This window comes from Streptomyces sp. NBC_01788 (assembly GCF_035917575.1).
Taxonomy (GTDB): domain Bacteria; phylum Actinomycetota; class Actinomycetes; order Streptomycetales; family Streptomycetaceae; genus Streptomyces.
In genome coordinates this window covers 6,520,458-6,539,467 of record NZ_CP109090.1, presented here as the reverse complement: position 1 = coordinate 6,539,467, position 19,010 = coordinate 6,520,458, and the positions used below count along the sequence as shown (strand labels likewise).

The 19,010-nt window shown below is 69.1% G+C and carries 22 protein-coding genes; 1 reads left to right on the top strand and 21 read right to left on the bottom strand.

Annotated features, from left to right (window positions below; translation table 11 throughout):
* Positions 1–6: 6 nt before the first annotated feature.
* The 15 genes from tgmA to OIE49_RS29715 all read right to left on the bottom strand — a co-directional run bounded on the left by tgmA (position 7) and on the right by OIE49_RS29715 (position 15,264).
* Positions 7–300, bottom strand: coding sequence for a putative ATP-grasp-modified RiPP (gene tgmA / locus OIE49_RS29785; protein ID WP_326804979.1), 294 nt, complete (start codon positions 298–300; stop codon positions 7–9).
* Between the two features lie 251 nt (positions 301–551).
* Complete coding sequence (locus OIE49_RS29780) at positions 552–758, bottom strand: hypothetical protein (protein WP_326804978.1); 207 nt, start codon at positions 756–758, stop codon at positions 552–554.
* The gene (locus OIE49_RS29775) at positions 755–1,066 is read right to left on the bottom strand and encodes a DUF6415 family natural product biosynthesis protein (protein WP_326804977.1); all 312 of its coding nucleotides are present in this window, start codon (positions 1,064–1,066) and stop codon (positions 755–757) included. The genes OIE49_RS29780 and OIE49_RS29775 overlap by 4 nt, the downstream gene beginning before the upstream one ends.
* Positions 1,067–1,518: 452 nt before the next feature.
* Positions 1,519–2,706: a helix-turn-helix domain-containing protein gene (locus tag OIE49_RS29770; protein ID WP_326804976.1), complete on the bottom strand. Its 1,188-nt coding sequence runs from the start codon at positions 2,704–2,706 to the stop codon at positions 1,519–1,521.
* Positions 2,707–2,813: 107 nt separating this feature from the next.
* A complete protein-coding gene (locus tag OIE49_RS29765) occupies positions 2,814–3,455 on the bottom strand; it encodes an HAD family hydrolase (protein ID WP_326804975.1) in 642 nt (213 codons plus the stop codon).
* 320 nt (positions 3,456–3,775) lie between these two features.
* Complete coding sequence (locus tag OIE49_RS29760) at positions 3,776–4,093, bottom strand: hypothetical protein (protein WP_326804974.1); 318 nt, start codon at positions 4,091–4,093, stop codon at positions 3,776–3,778.
* Positions 4,093–4,323, bottom strand: a complete 231-nt coding sequence (locus OIE49_RS29755; RefSeq protein WP_326804973.1) for a holin — start codon at positions 4,321–4,323, stop codon at positions 4,093–4,095. The genes OIE49_RS29760 and OIE49_RS29755 overlap by 1 nt, the downstream gene beginning before the upstream one ends.
* A 27-nt stretch (positions 4,324–4,350) precedes the next feature.
* Positions 4,351–5,301: an N-acetylmuramoyl-L-alanine amidase gene (locus OIE49_RS29750; protein WP_326804972.1), complete on the bottom strand. Its 951-nt coding sequence runs from the start codon at positions 5,299–5,301 to the stop codon at positions 4,351–4,353.
* A gap of 68 nt (positions 5,302–5,369) precedes the next feature.
* The gene (locus tag OIE49_RS29745; RefSeq protein ID WP_326804971.1) at positions 5,370–5,792 is read right to left on the bottom strand and encodes a hypothetical protein; all 423 of its coding nucleotides are present in this window, start codon (positions 5,790–5,792) and stop codon (positions 5,370–5,372) included.
* A gap of 2 nt (positions 5,793–5,794) precedes the next feature.
* Positions 5,795–6,568, bottom strand: a complete 774-nt coding sequence (locus OIE49_RS29740; RefSeq protein ID WP_326804970.1) for a glycine-rich domain-containing protein — start codon at positions 6,566–6,568, stop codon at positions 5,795–5,797.
* Positions 6,569–6,633: 65 nt separating this feature from the next.
* Entirely contained in the window at positions 6,634–7,467 is an 834-nt protein-coding gene (locus OIE49_RS29735) for a hypothetical protein (protein ID WP_326804969.1), read from the bottom strand.
* A complete protein-coding gene (locus OIE49_RS29730; protein WP_326804968.1) occupies positions 7,467–8,537 on the bottom strand; it encodes a hypothetical protein in 1,071 nt (356 codons plus the stop codon). The genes OIE49_RS29735 and OIE49_RS29730 overlap by 1 nt, the downstream gene beginning before the upstream one ends.
* 10 nt (positions 8,538–8,547) lie before the next feature.
* Positions 8,548–10,017, bottom strand: a complete 1,470-nt coding sequence (locus OIE49_RS29725; protein ID WP_326804967.1) for a hypothetical protein — start codon at positions 10,015–10,017, stop codon at positions 8,548–8,550.
* Entirely contained in the window at positions 10,018–14,646 is a 4,629-nt protein-coding gene (locus tag OIE49_RS29720; RefSeq protein ID WP_326804966.1) for a phage tail tape measure protein, read from the bottom strand. It abuts the gene before it with no gap.
* Between the two features lie 138 nt (positions 14,647–14,784).
* On the bottom strand, positions 14,785–15,264 hold the full coding sequence (locus OIE49_RS29715) for a hypothetical protein (protein WP_326804965.1): 480 nt from the start codon (positions 15,262–15,264) through the stop codon (positions 14,785–14,787).
* A gap of 87 nt (positions 15,265–15,351) precedes the next feature.
* Here OIE49_RS29715 and OIE49_RS29710 point away from each other — a divergent pair, with 87 nt between their 5' ends.
* Positions 15,352–15,738: a hypothetical protein gene (locus tag OIE49_RS29710; RefSeq protein ID WP_326804964.1), complete on the top strand. Its 387-nt coding sequence runs from the start codon at positions 15,352–15,354 to the stop codon at positions 15,736–15,738.
* 67 nt (positions 15,739–15,805) lie between these two features.
* On the opposite strand, the gene OIE49_RS29705 is transcribed toward OIE49_RS29710, so the two are convergent.
* Genes OIE49_RS29705 through OIE49_RS29680 form a run of 6 tightly spaced genes read right to left on the bottom strand, consistent with a single transcriptional unit; the run spans position 15,806 to position 18,976 of the window.
* Positions 15,806–16,243, bottom strand: a complete 438-nt coding sequence (locus tag OIE49_RS29705) for a hypothetical protein (RefSeq protein ID WP_326804963.1) — start codon at positions 16,241–16,243, stop codon at positions 15,806–15,808.
* Positions 16,240–17,265: a phage tail tube protein gene (locus OIE49_RS29700; RefSeq protein ID WP_326804962.1), complete on the bottom strand. Its 1,026-nt coding sequence runs from the start codon at positions 17,263–17,265 to the stop codon at positions 16,240–16,242. Before OIE49_RS29700 ends, OIE49_RS29705 begins: the two co-directional genes overlap by 4 nt.
* Complete coding sequence (locus tag OIE49_RS29695; protein ID WP_326804961.1) at positions 17,265–17,528, bottom strand: hypothetical protein; 264 nt, start codon at positions 17,526–17,528, stop codon at positions 17,265–17,267. The genes OIE49_RS29700 and OIE49_RS29695 overlap by 1 nt, the downstream gene beginning before the upstream one ends.
* Before the next feature lie 20 nt (positions 17,529–17,548).
* Positions 17,549–18,022, bottom strand: a complete 474-nt coding sequence (locus tag OIE49_RS29690) for a hypothetical protein (RefSeq protein WP_326804960.1) — start codon at positions 18,020–18,022, stop codon at positions 17,549–17,551.
* Entirely contained in the window at positions 18,023–18,544 is a 522-nt protein-coding gene (locus tag OIE49_RS29685) for a hypothetical protein (protein WP_326804959.1), read from the bottom strand.
* Positions 18,545–18,547: 3 nt separating this feature from the next.
* Positions 18,548–18,976, bottom strand: coding sequence for an Lsr2 family DNA-binding protein (locus OIE49_RS29680; RefSeq protein WP_326804958.1), 429 nt, complete (start codon positions 18,974–18,976; stop codon positions 18,548–18,550).
* Positions 18,977–19,010: the final 34 nt, after the last annotated feature.

Here is a 19,010-nt window from a genome sequence, read left to right as displayed (position 1 = left end):
ACGGCATCAGTCCTTCGTGCCCTCGTCGAGCGGCGGCGGGTTCTTCACGTTGCCGTCGGGGATGGTCGGGCTGTGGGTCTGCATGTACGGCAGCGGCCCGTCGTACAGGCCGACCGACATCTGCACGGCCGGGTCGTAGACCGCGGGCGGCAGGACGGTCGCCTGCGTGGCGTCGGGGACGCGGGCGAAGCGCAGGGCCCACGGTCGGCTGTCCGGCCCGGTCGGGGGCTCGGTGCTGTGCGGGATGCGCCCGCCCTCGGGCGCGAGCGGGAACGCTTCCCGCACATCCACAACTGTCATCGGTTGTCTGTCCTTTGCTCGAATCGCTGAAACGGTGTCCCCCCGCGTGCGGCCGTATTGGCCGAAGGGGGCTGTGACCCGTCTCGCCGGGTCTTGCAGGGCCCGGCGGGACGGGGGCTTGAAAGGGTGTGCGGCCCTGTCCCCCGGAGCGGCCGCCATGGGGGTGCGTCAGTGCGGGGTCCGCGCCAGCACCAGGGCGAGGACGGGGGCGGTCACGGCCATCACGTAGGCGAGCAGGCCGACGATGGCTCTCATGACTCGAAGGCCAGCGCGATCAGGACGCGGGCCAGGGCCCGCTCCGCGACCGGGTCCGGGTGCACCTGGTCGACGTGCGCGCGGTGTGCGTAGATGTCCCAGCCGGGCCCCGAGTTGCCTTCCTCGTGCCCGAGGAACACGGCGTCGTCCGGGTCGGTGATGTCCTCGCGGCAGGCCTGGCAGAGGCGAGCGGCCGTGATCACCGCGGGCCTCCGAGGTTCTCGTAGTGGTCGGCGAGCGCGTTCACTGAGCGGGCCAGCCTGACGGCCACGGCAAGGCGGACGGCGTCGTTGTCCCCGTCGCCGATGCGCAGCCTCATCCGCGCCTCGCCGACGCACGCCATCGCGCAGGCCTTGGGCACGTCGTTCTTGGGCAGGCTGCGGGTGGCGGCTTCCACGGCCGGGATGAGCGTGTTGATGTGGCCGCGCAGCAGCAAGGCCAGCGTGGGCAGCTCGTCCGGCGCGGGCGGTTCGACGTCCTCAGCGAGCAGCCGGCGGACGCTGGCGCGCATCGTGACGATGTCCGGCGGGCACGCGTCCCGCTCTGTCGTGGCTGGGGCTGGGGTTGTAGCGTTCCTCATGTCGACGCTCCCTCTCCGGATTGAGCGTTGGCCGCGCCCCGGGGCCGGTCGCTCGGCCGCCGGGGTCCACTGATCCTCGGTGCACCGGTCACGCAGCAGCCCCTTTGCTGCGGCATCCGCACGTGAAGATCTCCCACACGCGAGTGCTGCCACGGACCACGACGTGTCCAGCCGCGCGCAGGGCCTTGTGAACCGCTCCGCAGTCGAAGCAGGCCTCACCGTGCAGGCGGACAATGCTCACGCGCCCGTCGATGACCGTGGGCGCGAGCGGGAGTGCGTTGGGCATCCCCGATTCCCATCTGCTGGTTCCTACGCGTGCAGCAGATGGTGGGGGCTCGAATGGGCAACAAGTACCCCAGCGAGGGGTAGTTGGGGTAGCTCGCTCAGGTGGCGGCGCACCACTCGGCGAAGTTGGTGAGGGTCTCGGAGTCGGCGCGCTTCAGGCGGCGCAGTGTCGCGGCGTCCTCGCGGACCCACGGGTGCTCACGGGTGTGCTGTGGCGCGATGTGCCGGGCGACCTTCAGAGACTCGAAGGCGTCGTCTGCCAGGCCAGTCCAGAGCTGGGCGCGGGCGAGTTCGATGTAGAAGCCGCTCCGGCGTTCCGCCGGCAGGTCCTTGGGGGGCTTCCACTCGGTGGCGAGGTCCAGCGCGCGGCCGATGTGGGCGTCTCCGAGGCTGACGGCGACCGACACCTCATGAATGCGCACTGAGTCAGGGCCGAAGGCGGTTCCGCAGTAGACGTCTTCGGGGACTTGGTCGGCCAGCGCACGGGCTTCGTCCAGGTGGTGAGCCGCGGCTGAGTTGTCGTGGTCCCGACCTGCGATGACGGCCGCCCGCATGTGGAGCGCGCCTCGTGCCGCGATGGCGGGTGTGGCCGCTGGAGCAGGTGCGGCGTCCAGCGCCTGCTCCAGTGCTCGTAGGCCAGCCGTGTGGGCGCGAGCAGCGAAGAATGTCTCGGTGCGCACGTAGGCGACGGATGCGGTCAGTGTGGGGTCGTTGGCCTCGGGGACGGCCCACCGCATCAGGTCGATCAGGCGGGCGGACAGGTCCCGGGATCCGAACTTGTAGGCGACAGCGTCAGCGGAGCGGTACGCCTTGACGAGGAGGCCCGCGAGTTCGGCTCGGTCTTCCGTCGGGGCCGAGTGGTAGGCGCGGGCGAGCTCGGTCAGCAGATCGGGGAGCACACGGACGATCCGCGTGTACTGAGCGGCGACTCGCCACCGGACGGTTTCTTCGACCGCTGTCCGCAGCTCGTGCAGGGGTCGGACAGGACCGTCCTCGGGAAGGTCATAGGTGGCGATCGCTGCAGAGAGCGCGGGAAGTGCGTCGTGGACTCGGGTAGGTGTGGCGTCGCGATCGGTGCGCAGACGGCTCGGGTCGACACCGAGGGCGTCCGCGATGGCTTCCAGGGTGGCGTCGGTGACGCCTCGCTCACCGCGCTCGATCTTGCGGATAGTGCCGAGCGAGACACAGGCCATGTCGGCGAGCTGCTGCTGTGTCATCTTCGGGCGTACGACGCTGCGGTAGTAGGCGATGCGCCTGCCTACGCCGTCGTCGGCATGTGCGGGCATACTGGCTCCAGTTCGGTGCGTCCACTCCGAACGGTACCCGCGTCTACACGTCGCGTGTACCTGAACGGCCCCACCAACCCCCGGGCTCGTGGGGCCGTTTCACACCATCAGCGGTCGAGGACGGCGGTCAGCTCGGTGAGGCTGTCGATCCGCCAGTCGGCCGCCTTCACGACGTCGGGAGTATCCGCCCACAGGTGCCCCCACGGGCCACGACGGATCAGCGCTGCGCGCAGACCTGCGGCCTTCGCCGGGAAGATGTCGTTGGCCGGGTGGTCGCCGACGTAGAGGGTTGCGCTCGGTGCTGCCTGCGTGACATCCAGTACCCGCTCGAAGAACTCCGGCTGCGGCTTGGCGACCCCCCACTCCCCCGAGGTGACGATGAGGTCTGCAGGGAGGCCCAGACCGCGCAGCAGTTCACCGGCCCGGGGTGTCTGATTCCCAGCGATGACCAGACGCGCCCCGAGCTCGTGCAGCGCGGTCAGGGCAGGGCGCACATCGTGGTAGAGGTCGCTCTCGTCCAGGTACTCGCCTCGGCCGGCGGCTTCGCGGGCCTGGTACTCGGCAGCGACGTCGATGCCCGGTCTGACGAGGCGGAGGGCTTCGGCGTTGTCTTGCCCTCGGGCGACGACTGCTCCTACAAGGGCGGAGAGGGTGTGCCGGGGGACGTCCAGCCAGTCGGCCCAGGAAGCCCAGTATCGGTCGTCGCGGGTGATCGTCTCGCCGATGTCGAACACGATGGTCTCAATCACGCCTGGAAGCCTAGGCCCGCAGCCCTGACACCGAGTGGCCAGTCCAGCAGCGTGGAAGTCCTGACAGAAGTGAGCCTCTGCTGTTGATGAAACAGCAGAGGCGGTGGCGCCACTTCCACCCGGGGGGATCGAAGGGGGCCGACCACCGCCCCCGGGAGGCGCCGGACCCCTTGCGGAGAGCACCGGTGAGGCGGTGGAACGCCCACAATGCGCCATGGTGTCCTGAAACACAAGCCTCAGGACATGACGAAGCCCCCGCCGCCCGGAGGCGACGGGGGCCAGTAGACGATCTGTAGCCGTCTGTAGCAGGTGCGGCCAGGTCAGTGGATGAAGAAGGCGACGACCGCGGCCGCCAGGCCAGCCACGCCGACCAGGGCGCCGAGCTGAGCGAGCGGCCAGCGGGCCTGCTTCAGGGCTTCCACCTCGTCCCGAAGCGGCTTCAGCTGCTCCTCACGGATCTTCTTGAGCTCCTCTTCCATGTCGGCGCGCAGCTGGCGGACATCCGCATCGGTTCGCGTGGTGCGCTCGACGAGGATGCCCAGCGTGCCCTTGATGTTCTCCAGCCCCGTGTTGATCTCCCCTCGTAGCTGCGCCAGCTCCACTGCGACGTTGGTCGTCGGGTCCGGGGCCGCGGTCATCAGCGGTCCTTGGTCACGGTCTCGGTGAGGCCCGGCCCTTCGCTACCGCCGCTGGTCGCCACGGCGGTGAGCACGGCGAGCACCGCGGCGAACCCGCCGGTACTCAACGCCGCCTGCCACGGCGCATCGAGCAGCCCGAACGAGCCGGCCCCGAGCACGGCCAGCGTGGACTGGGCGAAAGTGCGCACCGCCCGCTCGGCGCTGGCCTCCCAGAAAGCACGAGTCAGCATGGGTTTCATTTCCCCTCTGGTGGTGGGCTACTTGCCGTAGGCGAGACGGTGCAGCGCAGCCCAGCCCTGCGGGCCGATCGCCGGGTCGTAGGACACGCCCTTGGCCCGGAACTGCGGGTGGGCGTTGTGGAACGCGGCCACCCCCTTCTGCGTCTGCGGGCCGTAGTTGTCGGCCTCCGCGACCGTCTTGGGCATGAACCCGGCGGCCTTGAGCGCGCGCTGAAGGCCACGGGCTGACGGCTTGGCCTTGTTGGGGGCGAGGCCTGCGGGGAACGGGGGCGGCGTGTACGGAGCCGGTGCCGGCGGAACTGGCTTCGACGCTCCGGGCAGCTTGAGGACCTGGCCGACCGAGATGTGGTTCGGGTCCTTGAGACCGTTGACCGCCACCAGTTCGGCCACGGTCGTGCTGTGCGCCTTGGCGATCGAGGTCAGGGTGTCCCCGGCCTTCACGGTGTAGGTCGTGCCGCCCGACGCAGCCCCGGCGATCTTCTTCGCGCGGGTGACGATTTCGGCGAGCTGCGCCACGACGCGGGCGCCCGGGCACGACGGGTGGTTGCCCCACGCCTTCGCGCCCATCGCGTGGTAGCCGAGACCCTTCCCGTTCGGGTCGTTGGTCACCTGGAGCGGCACGCCGTGCGTCTTGTGCGCCCATGCGAGTACCTGCGCGTTGCGGTCGAGTTGGGCGGAGGTGAGGTCTTCGCCGCCGCGGCCCTCGTTCTCAACGCTGAGCCAGTTGGAGTTGCCGTCTGCTTGGGCCCACGCGCGGTCGGCTGTGTCGACCCACTGGCACAGGTCGCCGACGCGGCTGGTGCCGAAGTGCGCTGACGCCTTCGCCTCGGGGTGGTTGCGAAACCAGGAGTCCGTACCGGCGTAGCTGCCATCCATGATGTGGACGACGACGCCCCGCACGGACGACTGGCCACCCTTGGTGTAGTTGATCGAGATGAGGCGCTGAGTGGCGCCGGGCATGCGTGCCATGGATCCTCCAGCAGGTCACGGAGAACGCCCCGGCCGGACGGCGCGGGGCAGGGGACGAGGGGGCCGGGTCAGCCGTCGTCGAGGGGCGATGGGGCGGGTCGGTCGAGCAGGTCTGCGCCGACGGTGAGCCGGATGACTCCCTGCGCTTGGCGGGTGAGTTCGGCGACCTGGGCGACCGCGTCCTCGAGGCCCGCGGCGCCCGACGCGACCGCGGCGAGGTATGCCTCGTTGACGGCGAGGTCGACGCGGGCCTGCTCCAGGAGCACGGTCTGCGTGGCGCGGCGGGCCGTGTCGGCGATCTGCTGGTCGGCGGAGGCGTTCTCCGCATCGGTGAACGGCCGCTCCTCGGCAAGGACTCCGCAGTCGTAGCGGCGGTAGGTGCGCGACGGCACATCCCACTGCTCGGCAGTGCATGAGTCCCGGCGCTCGCTCGTGTACGGCGGCGAGGGGCTGAAGTTCTCGTCCGGCGGAAGCTCCTCGGGGCTCGTCACGGTCAGGCCCGGATGGTGGTGACGATGACGATGCCGGGCCCACCCGCATTGCCGGGGCCCGACGTTCGGTCGTTGCTGTCTTTCGAGTTGGATGCCCCGGACGCGCCAGCGCCGTAGCTGAGGCCCGTGAGTCCGCCGGCTTTGTTGATGGACCCACCGGGAGCCCGGGTGATTCCGGCGAAATAGGCATTTCCGCCGAAATTCATTTTCACGGGGTAGCCGCTCAGGGTCTGGCCGACGCCGCCTCCGCCGCCACGCATCCGGAAGTCACCGCCAGTGCCGCCGGTGCCGCCGTCACCGCCAGCGTGAGACTCCGACGCGATCGCCGATGCGTACCCCATCTGGCCTCCTCCGCCGCCGACTGCGGTGATGGTCGACCCGAACGAGCTGGTGCCGCCGTTGCCGCCGTCGTTGGCGCCCGCGGGCCCGGCGCTGCCGCCCGCGCCGACAGTGACGGACACGGTGGAGCCCAGGGCGGACGCGGCGTAGGTGCCGCGCGCGTACTCGCCGCCGCCTCCGCCGGTGGAACACGTTCCCTGGGTGGTGGTGATGGCTGGGATGCCGCCTGAGCCGCCGCCGCCGCCCTGCACCTCGACGATCACCCAGCGGGCCCCGGCCGGTTTCGTCCACGTGCCGCTGGAGGTGAACGTCTGCACATCGACCGAGCCGGGGATGACCGCGTCAGCGTTCTCGGCGAGGGTCTTGAGGTGCTCCCAGATTCTCGTGTGGTCCGAGCTTTCGGGGTAGGTCAGCCCCTTGCCGGTGGTCTGGCTCATGGACTACGCCTCCAGTGGGCATACAGAAGGCCCCACTGCGCGTGGGGCCTGGTAGGTGGTGGGTGTCAGGAGCTGCGTCGCCAGTAGAGGGTGAGCGTCCACGCAGCGGACCACGAGTCACGGCCGGCCAGCCTGATGTATGGGTCGTCGGAGGCGACGGTGATGGCGAGACCACCGCGGCTGCCGTCAACCATGGCCTGCCCCCACGAGGTGGGCAGTTGGAACGTGCTCTCCCACGGACTGACCTGGTTGATCACGCCGAGCGCGGGCCCGGCCGTGGTTTCGTTGAGCGAGGGCGCGCCGGAGGGTCGGGTGGCCTGCGACACCAGCCGTAGCGTGGGCGAGCGGCGTGCGTAGTCGCCGGAGGTGAGCCTGCGCAGCCGCACGGTGGCCTTGGTGACTGTTGCCCCGGCGATGCTGCGGGGCTTCGATCCGTAGAACGCACACCCGGTGTTGCGACCGTACCCGGAGCCGCCGTACCGGCCCTGGAACGTGTCCGCACTGGTGGAACTGCCGATGTCCGTGCGCCACTTGCCGTCACGCCACGACGACGTGGCCACAGGTGGGCATACCAAGGTGCCCGTCGTGGTCACGGGCTTGGGTGCGGGTGCCGGGTCGCCCCGGTCGACGGGCGGGGTGTCGTTGACAGGCGGCGGCGGAGGCGGGGGCGGCACTGCGGGGGCCGCGGTGAGCACGGCGATCGCCCAGTACACGCTGCCGCGGCGCAGGATCAAGATGTTCTGCTCTGGAGAGATCGTCAGGTTCGGCGGGACGCGGACGGTGACGCGGATCCCGGCGACGTCTGCCAGGCAGGCGCCGTTCGCCGACGCGGTGACGGCCAGGGCGACGAGGGTGCCTTCACCTGCGAGAGAGACGCGCGTGTCCGCCCAGTCAGCCATTACAGGACCCGTATTCCGAGGCTCATCTCGCTGGGCGAGTACGGCAGTGACATCGACTCGATCACGCACGGCGTGTTGGCGAGGCCTGCGCCGGTGGCGGTGATGATGTCACCGGCGGTCAGGCCGGGATGCGGGACCATGGTCACCCCCAGGCGGCGGGATGCGGTGCGGCGCAGCCGCAGCAGCGTGGTCTGTGCGCCCTTGCGGCACTGGGCGACGGTCGTCATCAGCGGCGACTGAAACACGTGCGGCACCGGGAGCGGGTTGAACGGGCCGCCATACATGAACGGCGACAGGCTGTCGCGGTCGTAGGCGACGCCTTGGATCTGGTTGCCCCACGGGTCCTCGCCCTGGGCGATGACACAGTTGAATGCGCCGTCCCGGGACGTGCTGCCCTGCCAGCGCATCACCGTGCCGCCCAGTCCGTCGGTCAGCGCCATCACTGGCGATCCGTCGTCGGTGAGTGGCTGGACGCGGAGAATACCGTCCGGGGTGACGTAGGCGTCCGCACCCCAGGCGTCCAGCACTTCCGTCAGGCCGGCCATCCGGTCGTCGTCCCACTGCATCCCGACGGGTACGGACCGGTCGAGCAGCGTCCCGTCGAACTCGACAGTCAGGGCCGGTTCGACTAGCGCGCGCACCGTGGATCCGAGAGTACCGCTGGGTTGGAACGGTGCGACAAATTTGGCCTCGTCGACCCACGTGAGCAGGCCTTGGGCGGTCACTGTGACGGTGTCGCCGCCGTCTGCGCCGGATTCGGTGATCAGGAACCAGCCGCGGTCGATCCACTCCCACGAGCCGCCTACGTCGATGCCGTACAGGATGCGGATCTGCTGCCCGTATGCGGCAAGCGGGTGCCCAGGATCGGCGCCCGGGTCCCAGGTGACGCCACGGTCCCTGAGTGGCACCGACAACGTCACCCGCTCGGGCACGGCCAGGGACCGGTCGCGGTCCTCGCTGCCGTCGGCGACAGGGATGTCCGCGGCAAGCAGTTCCCCGTCCCGCCACGACTCCGCACGCACGGTCATCGTGAACGACTGCCGCACGATCTCCAGTGCACGGTCCGACATCTCCAGCACGTCAGACACCCCAGTCGTACAGGGCGATCGCGAGCAGCGTGGGGAACTGGGCGGCCAGATCCGACAGGGTGCTCACGTTGTCGGCAATGTCCTGGAGTGTGTACCCGCTTGCTTCCAGCACGTCGGGCCACGGCTCGGTTTCAGCGGTGGACAGCTCCCACAGCCGGTACGGGATGGACCACTGGCGTCGCTCGCTGTCTTCGATGACCGCCTGGTAGCCGTCCACCCCCTCAAGGCTGATCTGCTTGCGGATGAGGATGGTGCCTTCGGTGGCGTGGTCGAGGACTTCCTGGAGGTCGTCGCCGTCTTCGCTGCTGTCCGTCGACACGGTGATGCTGGACTGCGCCGCGGACCGTGGTTTACCGACCGTGACGAGTCTGCCGCCGACGTTGAAGACGGTCGCTTCCCGCGACCGTCTCTTCTCCGGCCAGTCCTCAATGAACACTCGGGCGCCGGTGCCGCGGACCGCATCGGAGATGACGTCCCCGTCCACGGTCGAGGTGATCGGCCCCGAGTAGGCCCTCCACGTCTGCCCGTTGATGTCGGTGAGGTCGGCAGCGTAGTTGTGGGCGACTCCGAAGGGCTGCTCTGCGTCCACGCGCAGCAGCACGTTGGCGTCGGTTACGTCGACGCCCGCGGCGGCGCGGACGGGGGTGAGGGTGGTGCCGACCTGCCGGTACACGGTGACGGACGTGATGTCGTCCCCGGCCAGCCCGGTCACGGACACGAGGTTCCGCGGTGGGAATACTGACTGCGGCGCTGCGGTGACGTCGGAGCTGGCTTCCCGGATGCGGAGCATGCCGGCGACACCGGTACCGGCCGCGGACAGAGTCGCGGTGATGGTGGGGGCGACGGTCGCCGCGCCGGAGGACACGGCCACTGAGGCGGCGGCCGTCCGTGCCGCGTTCCCGGTTGTCACCGCGGTGGTGACCCGGTTCGCTGTCACGGTGCCGAACGTGACACCGGCTGCGGTGGCGCCCTGGGCGGTGAAGGTGGTGCCGGAGGCGGGCAGGGCGTAGCCGAGCCAGCAGAAGTCCCCCGCCTTGAAGGTGAGCGGGCTCTGACCGGTGGTCGTGAATGCGGTACTGGAGGTGGTGCGCTCGCCGAAGCTGGAGGCCCACCGCCAGCCCTTGCCTGCCGACCGGGCGAGCAAGGTGATCGTGCCGGCGATGATCGACCCGGACGACCCGGACGGGATCGCCGTGGTCGGCGGCGCGTCCCCGCCGCGCATCTCCCGCACGAACCACGTCAGCCGCCTGGGGCCCGTGCCCGATCCGAAGCCGCCACCGCCTCCGGAGAGAGTGCCTGCGAGCGTCCACCCCGATGGTGTGGACGGGACAGGGCCGGTGGCGTGCCCGGACACCACCTGGAGGATGCCGAGCTGGCCCACCTGCGGGGTGGCCGAGTATGCGGGGGCGATCGTGCTCGCGCCGGACGCCGTAGCTCCGGAGCCCACGTAGGAGATGGTCATCTAGCGCCTCCCGACGTTCGCCCGGTACGCCTGCTCACTCTGAGAGGACTTGATCAGCGGCTTGGTGGTGACCCGGATCAGGTCGCGCAGGGCCGGGTCGTCGAAGTGCACGTGCACCTCTGTTCCTCCGAGCCGCCCGCTGTTGATGAGCTGGGCGAGCTGATCGAACGTGGCATCCGCGCGGGCCGCCCGGGCGCCGCCGGTCGCGGTGTCGGCGAGGCGGCGGGCCGCGGCGGCGACGTGCGGGCGGTGTTCGTCCATGCCGCGGGCCATGCCGAGCGCCAGTTGCTTGCCGACCTGGTCGCGGAACACCTGGCTGGGGCTCTTGATCTTCAGCTTCTTCTTGATGGACGTCAGCAGCGCATCCGCGAGCTTCTCCATCGCCTTGGCGAGTTCCTTCTCCTGCGCCTTCAAGCCGCTAAGGAAGCCCTTCCCGGCCTGCTTCCCGGAGTCGAACATCGTGTTGGCCATCGACTGGCCGAAGCTGGTGGCCAGCTTGTCACCCGACTGGACCAGGGAGTTCAGCTGCTTGATGTCCTTGGTGGTGACCTTCCGGTCGCCAAGGATCGATGCGAGCTGACTGCCTGGCCCGGCCTCCGCGAGCTGGTCCAGCAGCCCCTTGGATGCGCCGCGCGCTTGCAACTGCTTGGTCAGGGTGGAGAAGGAGGTGACCGTCTTCTGCTGGGACTTCATCTGGGAGATCAGGCCGCCCACCGACATGGCGTTCGACCCGGAGATCCCGAGGAAGTCCTGGATCTTCCCGGACTGGTCGGCGGCGTACTCCTTCGCCGCCTTGATCTTCGCCGCGACGCTGGCCTTCTTGTTCGCCAGCGACTGCAGCTTCGCCGACGCTTTCAGGTTCCCGGCGACCAGGCTGCCGAAGCCGGCGTTCTGCAGCCGCGTGTTCAGCGACTTGATCGCGGAGGCGATCTTCGACGCCGAGCCCGTCGACAGGGCCTTCTTCAGCCCGTTGGCGATGTAGTCGGCGACCGACGCCTTCCCGCGGCGCCGCGCGTCGGCGAGCTGCCGCTTCGCCGTCTTCAGCTTCATCTCGGCGGCCTTCAGCTCGCGCTCGGCCGCCTTGATGCCGATCTTCCGGGCCTTCGCCCGCTCCAGCCGGTCACGGGCCCGGTCTCGCGCATCTTGCGCGTCCCGCACCTTCTTCTCGGCGTTGCCGAGGGTGCCGGACGCGTAGCCGGGCAGCCGGATCCCGTAGGCGCTGGCGACGGACATCGAGTCCTTGTGGTTGAGGATGTCCTCCCCGCCCCGCAGGTTGATCAATTCCGGGCCCTGCTCGCCGACCCACGCCCAGCCCGGCGCCGCGCCACGACCGCGGGTGCCCTTGGCGTAGCCGCCGGGCCGGGTCATCACGCTGATCCAGTTCTTGCCGTACCGGTGCATGGCGTAGTTCACGCCGGCGTAGATCGAGGCGAGCGGGTCGTAGATCCCGCGCGACTTGAAGGGGCCGGCGTAGGCGTTGAACGTCGAGCCGATGGTCTGCATCAGCCCGCGGGACGGGTCGCCGGCCTTGGCGTTGCTGTCCGTGAGGTTGATCGCGTTCGGGTTGCCGCCGGACTCGATCTGGATCCGCTTCAGCACCGGGCCGAGCGCGGACGCGGGCGCACCGAGCATGGCAAGGACCTGGGAGACGAGCGGCGACCACTGCTGGACGCCCTTGCCGCCTCCACCGCCGCCGAACCCGAGGAGCCCGGCAAGCTTGCCACCGAGGCCGCCAAGCGCCTTCAGGGCCTTGCCCGGCAGGGAGGCGATGGACACCAGGCCCTTGCCGACGATCGAGCCGAGCGCGGACGGCAGGTCCCCGAAGACCGTCTTAGCGATCTGCGCGCCGTTGGTGGAGGCGAGGCCCTTGACCAACCCGGTGACCAAGTGGCCGCCGATCCCCATGAACACGCGCGAGGGGCTCTTGATCCCGAACCACTTCTTGACGGCGCTGACGATCGGGTCGACCAACGTCTTCTTCAGCCAGTCGCCGATGCCCTTGACCTTGTCGGTGATGCCGTCCTTCAGGCCTGTGATCAGATGGCCGCCCTTGCTGGTCAGCCACGACTTGGCGTCCTTGAAGGTGTCGACGGCGGGCTTCGCGGCCTTGTTGTAGAACCAGCCGCCGATGCCCTTGGCCCGGTCGACGATGCCGTCCTTGAGTCCGCCGACGAAGCTCCGGCCGTGGGTGAGCAGCCACGTGTGGGCCTTCGCGAACCGGTCGATGGCAGGCTTGCCGAGCCTGGTCCACACCCAGTGGCCGATGCCCTTGGCCGCGGACAGCACACCGTCCTTGAGGCCGGCCACCAGGTAGCCGCCGATCGAGGAGAACACCTTCGACGGGGACTTGATCCCGAACAGGCGCTTGACCCAGTTGACGACCGGGTCCACCAGGTGTGCCTTCAGCCACGAGCCGATATCCGACAAGATGTTCTGGATGCCGAGCAGCATCGACTTCGCGACGTTGATGCCGATCTGGTAGAGGCTGAATCGGGCGAAGGTCTTGTAGAGGAAGGCGATGAACCGGCTTCCCATGCCGGGCAGCGTCTCGGTCAGGCCGCGGCCCAGCCAGCCGACGAGTTCGGTGCCCTTGCGCAACAGCAGCCGGCCCAGATCTCCCAGCCGGGTCGGCAGGAGAATCAGCTGGTCCTGGAACCAGCGGGTGATGCGCGGAAACTGCTGGGCGAAAGCTTCACCGAAACCGGAAGCAACTCGGGCGCCCCAGCGGTAAATAGCCCCGACGATCGGCCCGAGGGATTCGCCGAGCTTCGAACTGAACGGGATCATCTTCGTCCAGGGGATCTTTCCGAGCCCCTTACCGACGACGCTGAAAAGCCCACCCCAGGGGATCTTTCCGAGCCCCTTACCGATGACGCCGAACACCTTCCCGAAGGGGATGGCGGAGAGGACGGCGAGGATCGTGTCGAGCCAGTGCTTCTTCCAGAAGTCCGCATGGAACAGCGGCTCGAACAAGTTGTTGACGAAGCCGATCGCGGTCGGCAGCGCGACTTTCCCGAACTCCTTACCGACGTCGACCCAGTCCAGGGAGCCGAGAACCTCCCCGAGTTTCTTCGTCAGCTCTGCACCGTTTGCGGCGACCCACTGAATCGCTTTCCCCAGCCCGGAGCCGACCGATTTGCCGACCACCGCCCAGTTGATGTTCTCGATGCCGCCGGAGATAGCCTTGCGGATCTCCTCGCCCCACTTCTGGGCATCAGACTTGGGGATCTTCGGCCGGGCGAGCATCACCGGAGGTGCGGGCGCCTTCAGCATCGGCGTCGGCATCTTCGGCAGCGGCGCAGGCTTGGCGAGGAACGCGGGTGGCTCCGGGGCCTTCAGCATCGGCGTCGGTAGTGGCAGCTTCGCCTCCGACTTCTTCTTGCCGCCGACCAGGCCCTTGAAGAAGTCGGAGACGACCGTCTTGGCGTCCGAAAACTGCTTCTTGATCTTCCCGAGGGGGAGCAGGTCGCCGAGCGTGTCGCCGAACTTCTTCGCTGCGGGCATGCCGTACTGGTGCACGAAACCCGTGAAGTCCCGGGTGGCCGTCGTCAGGCCCTCAAGTCCCTTGGTGGCAAGGTTGAGCAGGCCCAGGTCGCCGATCTCGATCATGAGGCCTTCCCAGGCGCTCTTGAGCGAGACGAGCTGGCCTTGCAGGCCCTCCATCTGGATCTTCGCGACGCGGTCGGCGGTGCCGCCGGACTTCTCCAGCTCCTTGGTGAGCTTGACGAGCGAGCCCGAGCCCTGTTCGACGAGGGCGAGCATGGCCGGGCCGGCACGCTGACCGAAGATGGTCATCATGTCGCCGGTCTTCGCTCCGGACTTCTCCAGCTGCCGGATGATCTGATCCAGCGGCAGCAGCTTGCCGTGGGAGTCCTTGACGGTGATGCCGAGTTTCTTCAGCCGGTCCGAGATCTGCTTCGTCGGCGCCAGCAGACGGGTGATCGCACCGCGCAGCGAGGTACCCGCCATGCTCGCCTGGAGACCGGCGTTGCCCATGAGGCCGATCGCGGCGGATGCCTGCTCGAACTTCACGCCCGCGGCGTGAGCGACTGGGCCGGCGTACTTCATCGCCTCGCCCAGCTGGATCAGGTCGGTGTTCGTCGACGTGAACGTCTTGGCCAGGACGTCGACGATCCGGTTGGTTTCCTTCGCCTTGAAGCCGTAGCCCGTCATGATGTTCGACGAGATGTCGGCGGCCTGCGCAAGATCCATGTTCCCGGCCGCGGCCAGCGACAGGGTGCCCGGCATCGCGGCGAGGATCTGGTTGGCCTTGTAGCCGGTCATGGCCAAAAAGCCCATGCCGTCCGCGGCCTGAGACGCCGTGTACTTCGTGGTGGCGCCCAATTCCTTGGCCTGCTCGCGCAGCGCCTCGAATTCCTTGCCAGTCGCACCACTGACGGCGCGGACCTGGTTCATCGACTTTTCGAAGTCGCCGGACGTCTTCAGAACGTTGAAGGTCAGCCCGGCGGCGGCGACCGTACCCACCTTGAAACCGGCGGCGAGCGCCGTCCCAATGCCCTGGCCCTGCCGCGACAGCCGGCCGGCCGCGCCACCAACCCGGTTGAACGTACGGGATGCGTTGTCGCGCGCGACGAGGTCATACAGGACACGAGTGGTACGCGTGGGCACGCCGCGGCACCTCCCCTCGAAGGGGTCGGGACGCGGCGGAACCGCCGGTCAGGATGGATCAGAGAAGGAGAGGGGCTCAGCGAGAGGCGAGCACCCGATCAGGCCGCCCAGCGCAGCGGCGCCGGGCCTCATCTGCTGCTACGTGATGTCCTTGGCCACCTGGTCGATGGCCTTGTTCACGTTCCGTCGGGTCTGCTGCCCCAGCCGGTCAACCGTTTTGAAGAAGTACGGCTTGGCCGGCTGCTGCACCCAGACGTCGTGGCCGAACACCGGGTGCCGCCAGCGCGGCTTGACGCCCTCCATGTAGCTCTGGAGAGCCTTCTCCTTGTCGGGCATCTTCCGGCCGTCCACGCGGATACGGACGCCAGCGTCCCGGCCGCTGGTGCGAACCTCGAGCTTCGTGGCCTTGGACATGCGGCCGCGCAGCCCGGATGCCGTGTACCGGCGTTTGGAGGGGATCTCCCGGATCGCCTTACGCACCGCGGGCACCATCGGCTTCGCCGCCTCGCGCAGCTCCCTGGAGAACCGCTTCTTCAACTCCGGCTCGTTCATGCGCCGCAGCTCGGAAGCGATCCGCTTCAGCTCCTTGCCGGTGCGCAGTTCCAGCCCTGCAACCATGAACCCTCCCCCTGGTGATCGAGTTGACCGGGTATACGCCTGGTGGGAGCATCCGGCGGAACAGGCCGGAAATCTGGGGGTTGAGAGATGGCCAGCAAGTCGAGAGCCAAGATGGTTGAGCACTGCCGGCACTGCGGCCAGGACGTGAAGCCAGTCGTGAAGGACGGCTGGGTGAGCGTGCTCATGTGGGTCGTGCTGTGGGCGCTCGCGTCGCTTGCAGCGTGTCTCGTCGCCGCGATGCACACCTTCTCCGACGCCACCGTGCACGGGGCCGCGGGCATCGTGCTGTGGCCGGTCGCGATCGCCCGGACCGGGTGGGCGCACCCGCACGCGTTCGCCGTGCTGATCGCGTTCGTGGTCTTCCTGGCTGTGGGCGGGGCGGCTGGGAAGGCGAATGAGGCCGCCGAACGGAACGCGCGTTGCCCCGAGTGCGGTCTGCGGCTTGGTGAGCCGCAGACCGCCGACGCCTCCTAGTCGTCGACGTCGTACTCCTTCGCGAGCTGGTCGCAGAGTTCGGCGAGCACGTCGAACTCGTCCAGCGTCAGGGCGCCAATGTCGGCTGGGGTGTACTTGAAGCGGTAGGCGAGGGCACCGAGGTACTCCCAGTACCGTCGCTCGGGATCGTCCCACTCTGGCCAGAGGCCGGCGTAGGGTCCGGCCCCGCCCCCGCAGCGCCCTCACCCGCGGCCGCCGCCTCGCCCTGACTCTCGCCGTCGGCGTTGCCGGGCTCGATGATGTCGAGCTCGATGTCCGCGTAGTCGAGGCTGTCCAGGTCGCTGTACCGCAACGCCTCCCCCGCCCGCTTCTTGGCCAGGTAGATGAGGTAGGCGGTCGCGTCCGGGTCGGCGTCGTCGAGCGCCTCGAACCACCTCGGGGGTGTGAACCCGGTGTACGTCTTCAGCTCGCGCGCTTCGGCGAGCAGCAGTCGCTGGGCGTCGACCTCGTAGACGGCGCCCTGCACGGTCAGCTTGATGATCATGCGGTGTCCTTCGCGATGATGCGGACCTGGATCGGGGGGTTGACCTCGTCGTCGTAGGCCTCGAAGTCCGTGCTCATCTCGACGATGTCGGGGCCGCCGACGTTCGGCGCTGCCGCCTTGATCTTGGTGGCGGGGAGGATGATCTCCAGGAGCTCCCGCTGCCCGGACTCGATCTCCTCACCCTCCAGGGCCAGCACGAGCGGCATGGTCGCGTTCGCGACGAACTGGTCGTACAGCTCGGTCTTGTTGAATTCCGCGCTCAGCGACCCGGTGATGGTGGGGGTGTCGTTCTCCAGCTGCTCCGCCTTCAAGCCGCTGTTGCCGATGCCGAACCGCTCCGTGGCCATGGGCGCCTCACCGGACACCGACACCTCGGTGACGACGGTGGCGATCGCCTGCGCGCCGGTCACCGTGGTCTTTCCCGACGATGTGGCGGCGGTGCCGCCCAGCTTGAGGGACGCCCCAGCGAAGGAGAAAACGTGCGCGCCGGCCGGGTAGGCGGCGGCGGCGAGCGCCTTCGTGGTGTCCTCGTCGCGGCCGTCCACCGTCAGCTTCAGCGTGGGGATGCCGTTGTCGGAGACGGTGAACTCCCACTGCGACACCTTGCAGCCGGAGTACGTGAACGGGCGGACCAGGCCGGTCGACGGCTCCGGCCGGCCCACCTGCACCGTGAGACCCTTGCCGCGGAAGTCGCCCGGGACGTGGACCTGCTCGTAGGCGTCACCGTCGGCGACCTGCACCGGGGTGGCGTTGGAGGCCAGGGCGTGCTTCCACCACAGGCCCATGCCGCGAGTCGAGTGCTCCATGGTGACGTCGCCGGACACCGAACGGCGGGAGATGCTGACCCTGCTCGCCCGCTTGTACTTGCGGCCCGCCCCCAGGCCCGTGGGCTCAAGGAAGCTGGGTTCGAGTTTCAGGCCTTCGTCGTTGAACTCGTAGGCGGCGGTGGGGGTCACGCTGGTGCCCCACACGGATTCCTCCGCTACGACCAGCTGGGCGTCCAGCCCGGATCCGGTAGGCATCAGCTGTCGCCGCCCTTCTCTTCAGCAGCCGCCGTGGCGGCGGTCTTCTTGGCGCGGGCCGGCGGTGCTTCGACGGCCCACTGCGACTTGGGGAAGGCGCGCTCGTGGCCGTCCGCGCCGCAGACGTAGGCGTCGTCGGTCTCCGTCATCGGCCCGGCGACGGTGATGACCTGCCCGGCGTCGACGGGCAGGCTTTGGGGGCTCCCGGGGGGCGCGTACAGGTGCACGGCCTCCCCGAGGTTGCGCAGGCGTACGGCGCCCATGGGGTTCTCCTTGCTGGGGGTCAGATACGGGTTGGGAGGGTGGCGAGAGTGAATGCCAGCCGGCCTTCGATGCCTTTGTCGGTCTGCGGCGCGCTGAAGGCGGTCTCGGTGATGCTGCACACCGTTGGTGGGGGCAGGCCGAGGGACGGATCAGCCCGCACGACGGCCTCGGCCTCGGCGAAGATCGCGAACGCGCGGTCCCGCAGCGGCCTGACGGCGGTGGACCCCCTCCGCACGAGGATTGCGCAGGTCAGCTGGATCTCCTCGTTCTTCGCGCGAGCGCCCAGGCCCGCCCACGTCTGCGTGGTCGAGGCGACGTTGGCCTCGCCTTCCGGGTCGCCGTCGTAGCCGACGAACAGCCACTCCCTGGCCCCGGAGAGACTGACGAGAGGCCCGTCCACGATCTTCACGCCGGACAGGCCAGGTGCGGCGGCGAGGCGGGCCAGGTAGTTGTCGATGAGCTGCGGGACGCGGGACGGGCTGGGGCTGGCCATCTACGCCACCACCGGGGTGGGCGCGCCCAGGAGTTCGGCCGCGCGGTTCGGGATGGCGTATCCGGCCGGGACCACGACGTCGCCGGCATAGACGGCGCCGGCGCGGCCGCGCTGCGTCTCCCACAGGTGCTGGATGACGATCAGCGCTGCCAGCTTCTCGCCCGGCCGTGGCACCGCGGGCCCCGCCGTGTAAGTGAACTCCAGGGCGCCCACTAGTGCCGGGCCGGACAGGACACGCACCAGCCCGGACGGGCTCACACGCAGCCGGGACGTGTCCCACTCCTGCCCGCTGTCCACGCCGACCACCGAGACCAGGTCGACGACAGGGGTGTGGGACAGCCGAAGCACCGATCCCCCGGCGGTGACCTGTTCGGTGAACTCCCGGCGCTCGATGACCTCGTGCTTGTGCTCCTCGAGGGCGCTGGTGGCAGCGTCCGCGTACAGCATCAGCTCAGTGTCATCGTCCGTGTCGTCCACGTTGTTCAGCTGCGCCTTGACCTCGGCGAGCGTGACGATGGCCATGCGTCAGTCCTGCGCGGCCTGGTACTGCTCGTACACGCTGTCGGGGATCTTGCCGCGGGCGGGCACATCGACGCCGTTCTCGGCCGCCCACGCCCGTACGGTCTTCGCGTCCGGCCGCGGCGCCGGCTCCGGTTCGGGGGCCTGCTCCGGCTCCGACTCGGCGTCCTCGGGGGCGGCCTCGGTGTCGTCGGGAGCGACGCTCGCGCGCATCGTCTGGGCCAAGGCCCCTTCCGGCTCCCCGCCCGAGTCGTCACCCGGCTCCCCCGCGGCCTCGACGTCGTAGTCGACGTGGAGCGGCATGAACATGTGCTCGCGGCCGGTCAGCAGCGCGTGCCCGGCCCGCACGGTCGTCTTCCCGGCCGTCAGGATGATGGTGCGCCCGCCGTGGATCACGGACGCGCTCACCTTCGCGACGAGGATCTCTCCTGCCATCGCAGGCTCCTTTCATGAGGTCGGGCCCCGGCCG

Bases quoted from the DNA above. Each gene is read 5' to 3' on its own strand.
- tgmA (WP_326804979.1), bottom strand. From the start codon at position 300: ATGACAGTTGTGGATGTGCGGGAAGCGTTCCCGCTCGCGCCCGAGGGC.
- OIE49_RS29775 (WP_326804977.1), bottom strand. From the start codon at position 1,066: ATGCGCGCCAGCGTCCGCCGGCTGCTCGCTGAGGACGTCGAACCGCCC.
- OIE49_RS29770 (WP_326804976.1), bottom strand. From the start codon at position 2,706: ATGCCCGCACATGCCGACGACGGCGTAGGCAGGCGCATCGCCTACTAC.
- OIE49_RS29760 (WP_326804974.1), bottom strand. From the start codon at position 4,093: ATGACCGCGGCCCCGGACCCGACGACCAACGTCGCAGTGGAGCTGGCG.
- OIE49_RS29755 (WP_326804973.1), bottom strand. From the start codon at position 4,323: ATGCTGACTCGTGCTTTCTGGGAGGCCAGCGCCGAGCGGGCGGTGCGC.
- OIE49_RS29750 (WP_326804972.1), bottom strand. From the start codon at position 5,301: ATGGCACGCATGCCCGGCGCCACTCAGCGCCTCATCTCGATCAACTAC.
- OIE49_RS29740 (WP_326804970.1), bottom strand. From the start codon at position 6,568: ATGAGCCAGACCACCGGCAAGGGGCTGACCTACCCCGAAAGCTCGGAC.
- OIE49_RS29735 (WP_326804969.1), bottom strand. From the start codon at position 7,467: ATGGCTGACTGGGCGGACACGCGCGTCTCTCTCGCAGGTGAAGGCACC.
- OIE49_RS29730 (WP_326804968.1), bottom strand. From the start codon at position 8,537: ATGTCGGACCGTGCACTGGAGATCGTGCGGCAGTCGTTCACGATGACC.
- OIE49_RS29725 (WP_326804967.1), bottom strand. From the start codon at position 10,017: ATGACCATCTCCTACGTGGGCTCCGGAGCTACGGCGTCCGGCGCGAGC.
- OIE49_RS29715 (WP_326804965.1), bottom strand. From the start codon at position 15,264: ATGGTTGCAGGGCTGGAACTGCGCACCGGCAAGGAGCTGAAGCGGATC.
- OIE49_RS29710 (WP_326804964.1), top strand. From the start codon at position 15,352: ATGGCCAGCAAGTCGAGAGCCAAGATGGTTGAGCACTGCCGGCACTGC.
- OIE49_RS29705 (WP_326804963.1), bottom strand. From the start codon at position 16,243: ATGATCATCAAGCTGACCGTGCAGGGCGCCGTCTACGAGGTCGACGCC.
- OIE49_RS29700 (WP_326804962.1), bottom strand. From the start codon at position 17,265: ATGCCTACCGGATCCGGGCTGGACGCCCAGCTGGTCGTAGCGGAGGAA.
- OIE49_RS29695 (WP_326804961.1), bottom strand. From the start codon at position 17,528: ATGGGCGCCGTACGCCTGCGCAACCTCGGGGAGGCCGTGCACCTGTAC.
- OIE49_RS29690 (WP_326804960.1), bottom strand. From the start codon at position 18,022: ATGGCCAGCCCCAGCCCGTCCCGCGTCCCGCAGCTCATCGACAACTAC.
- OIE49_RS29685 (WP_326804959.1), bottom strand. From the start codon at position 18,544: ATGGCCATCGTCACGCTCGCCGAGGTCAAGGCGCAGCTGAACAACGTG.
- OIE49_RS29680 (WP_326804958.1), bottom strand. From the start codon at position 18,976: ATGGCAGGAGAGATCCTCGTCGCGAAGGTGAGCGCGTCCGTGATCCAC.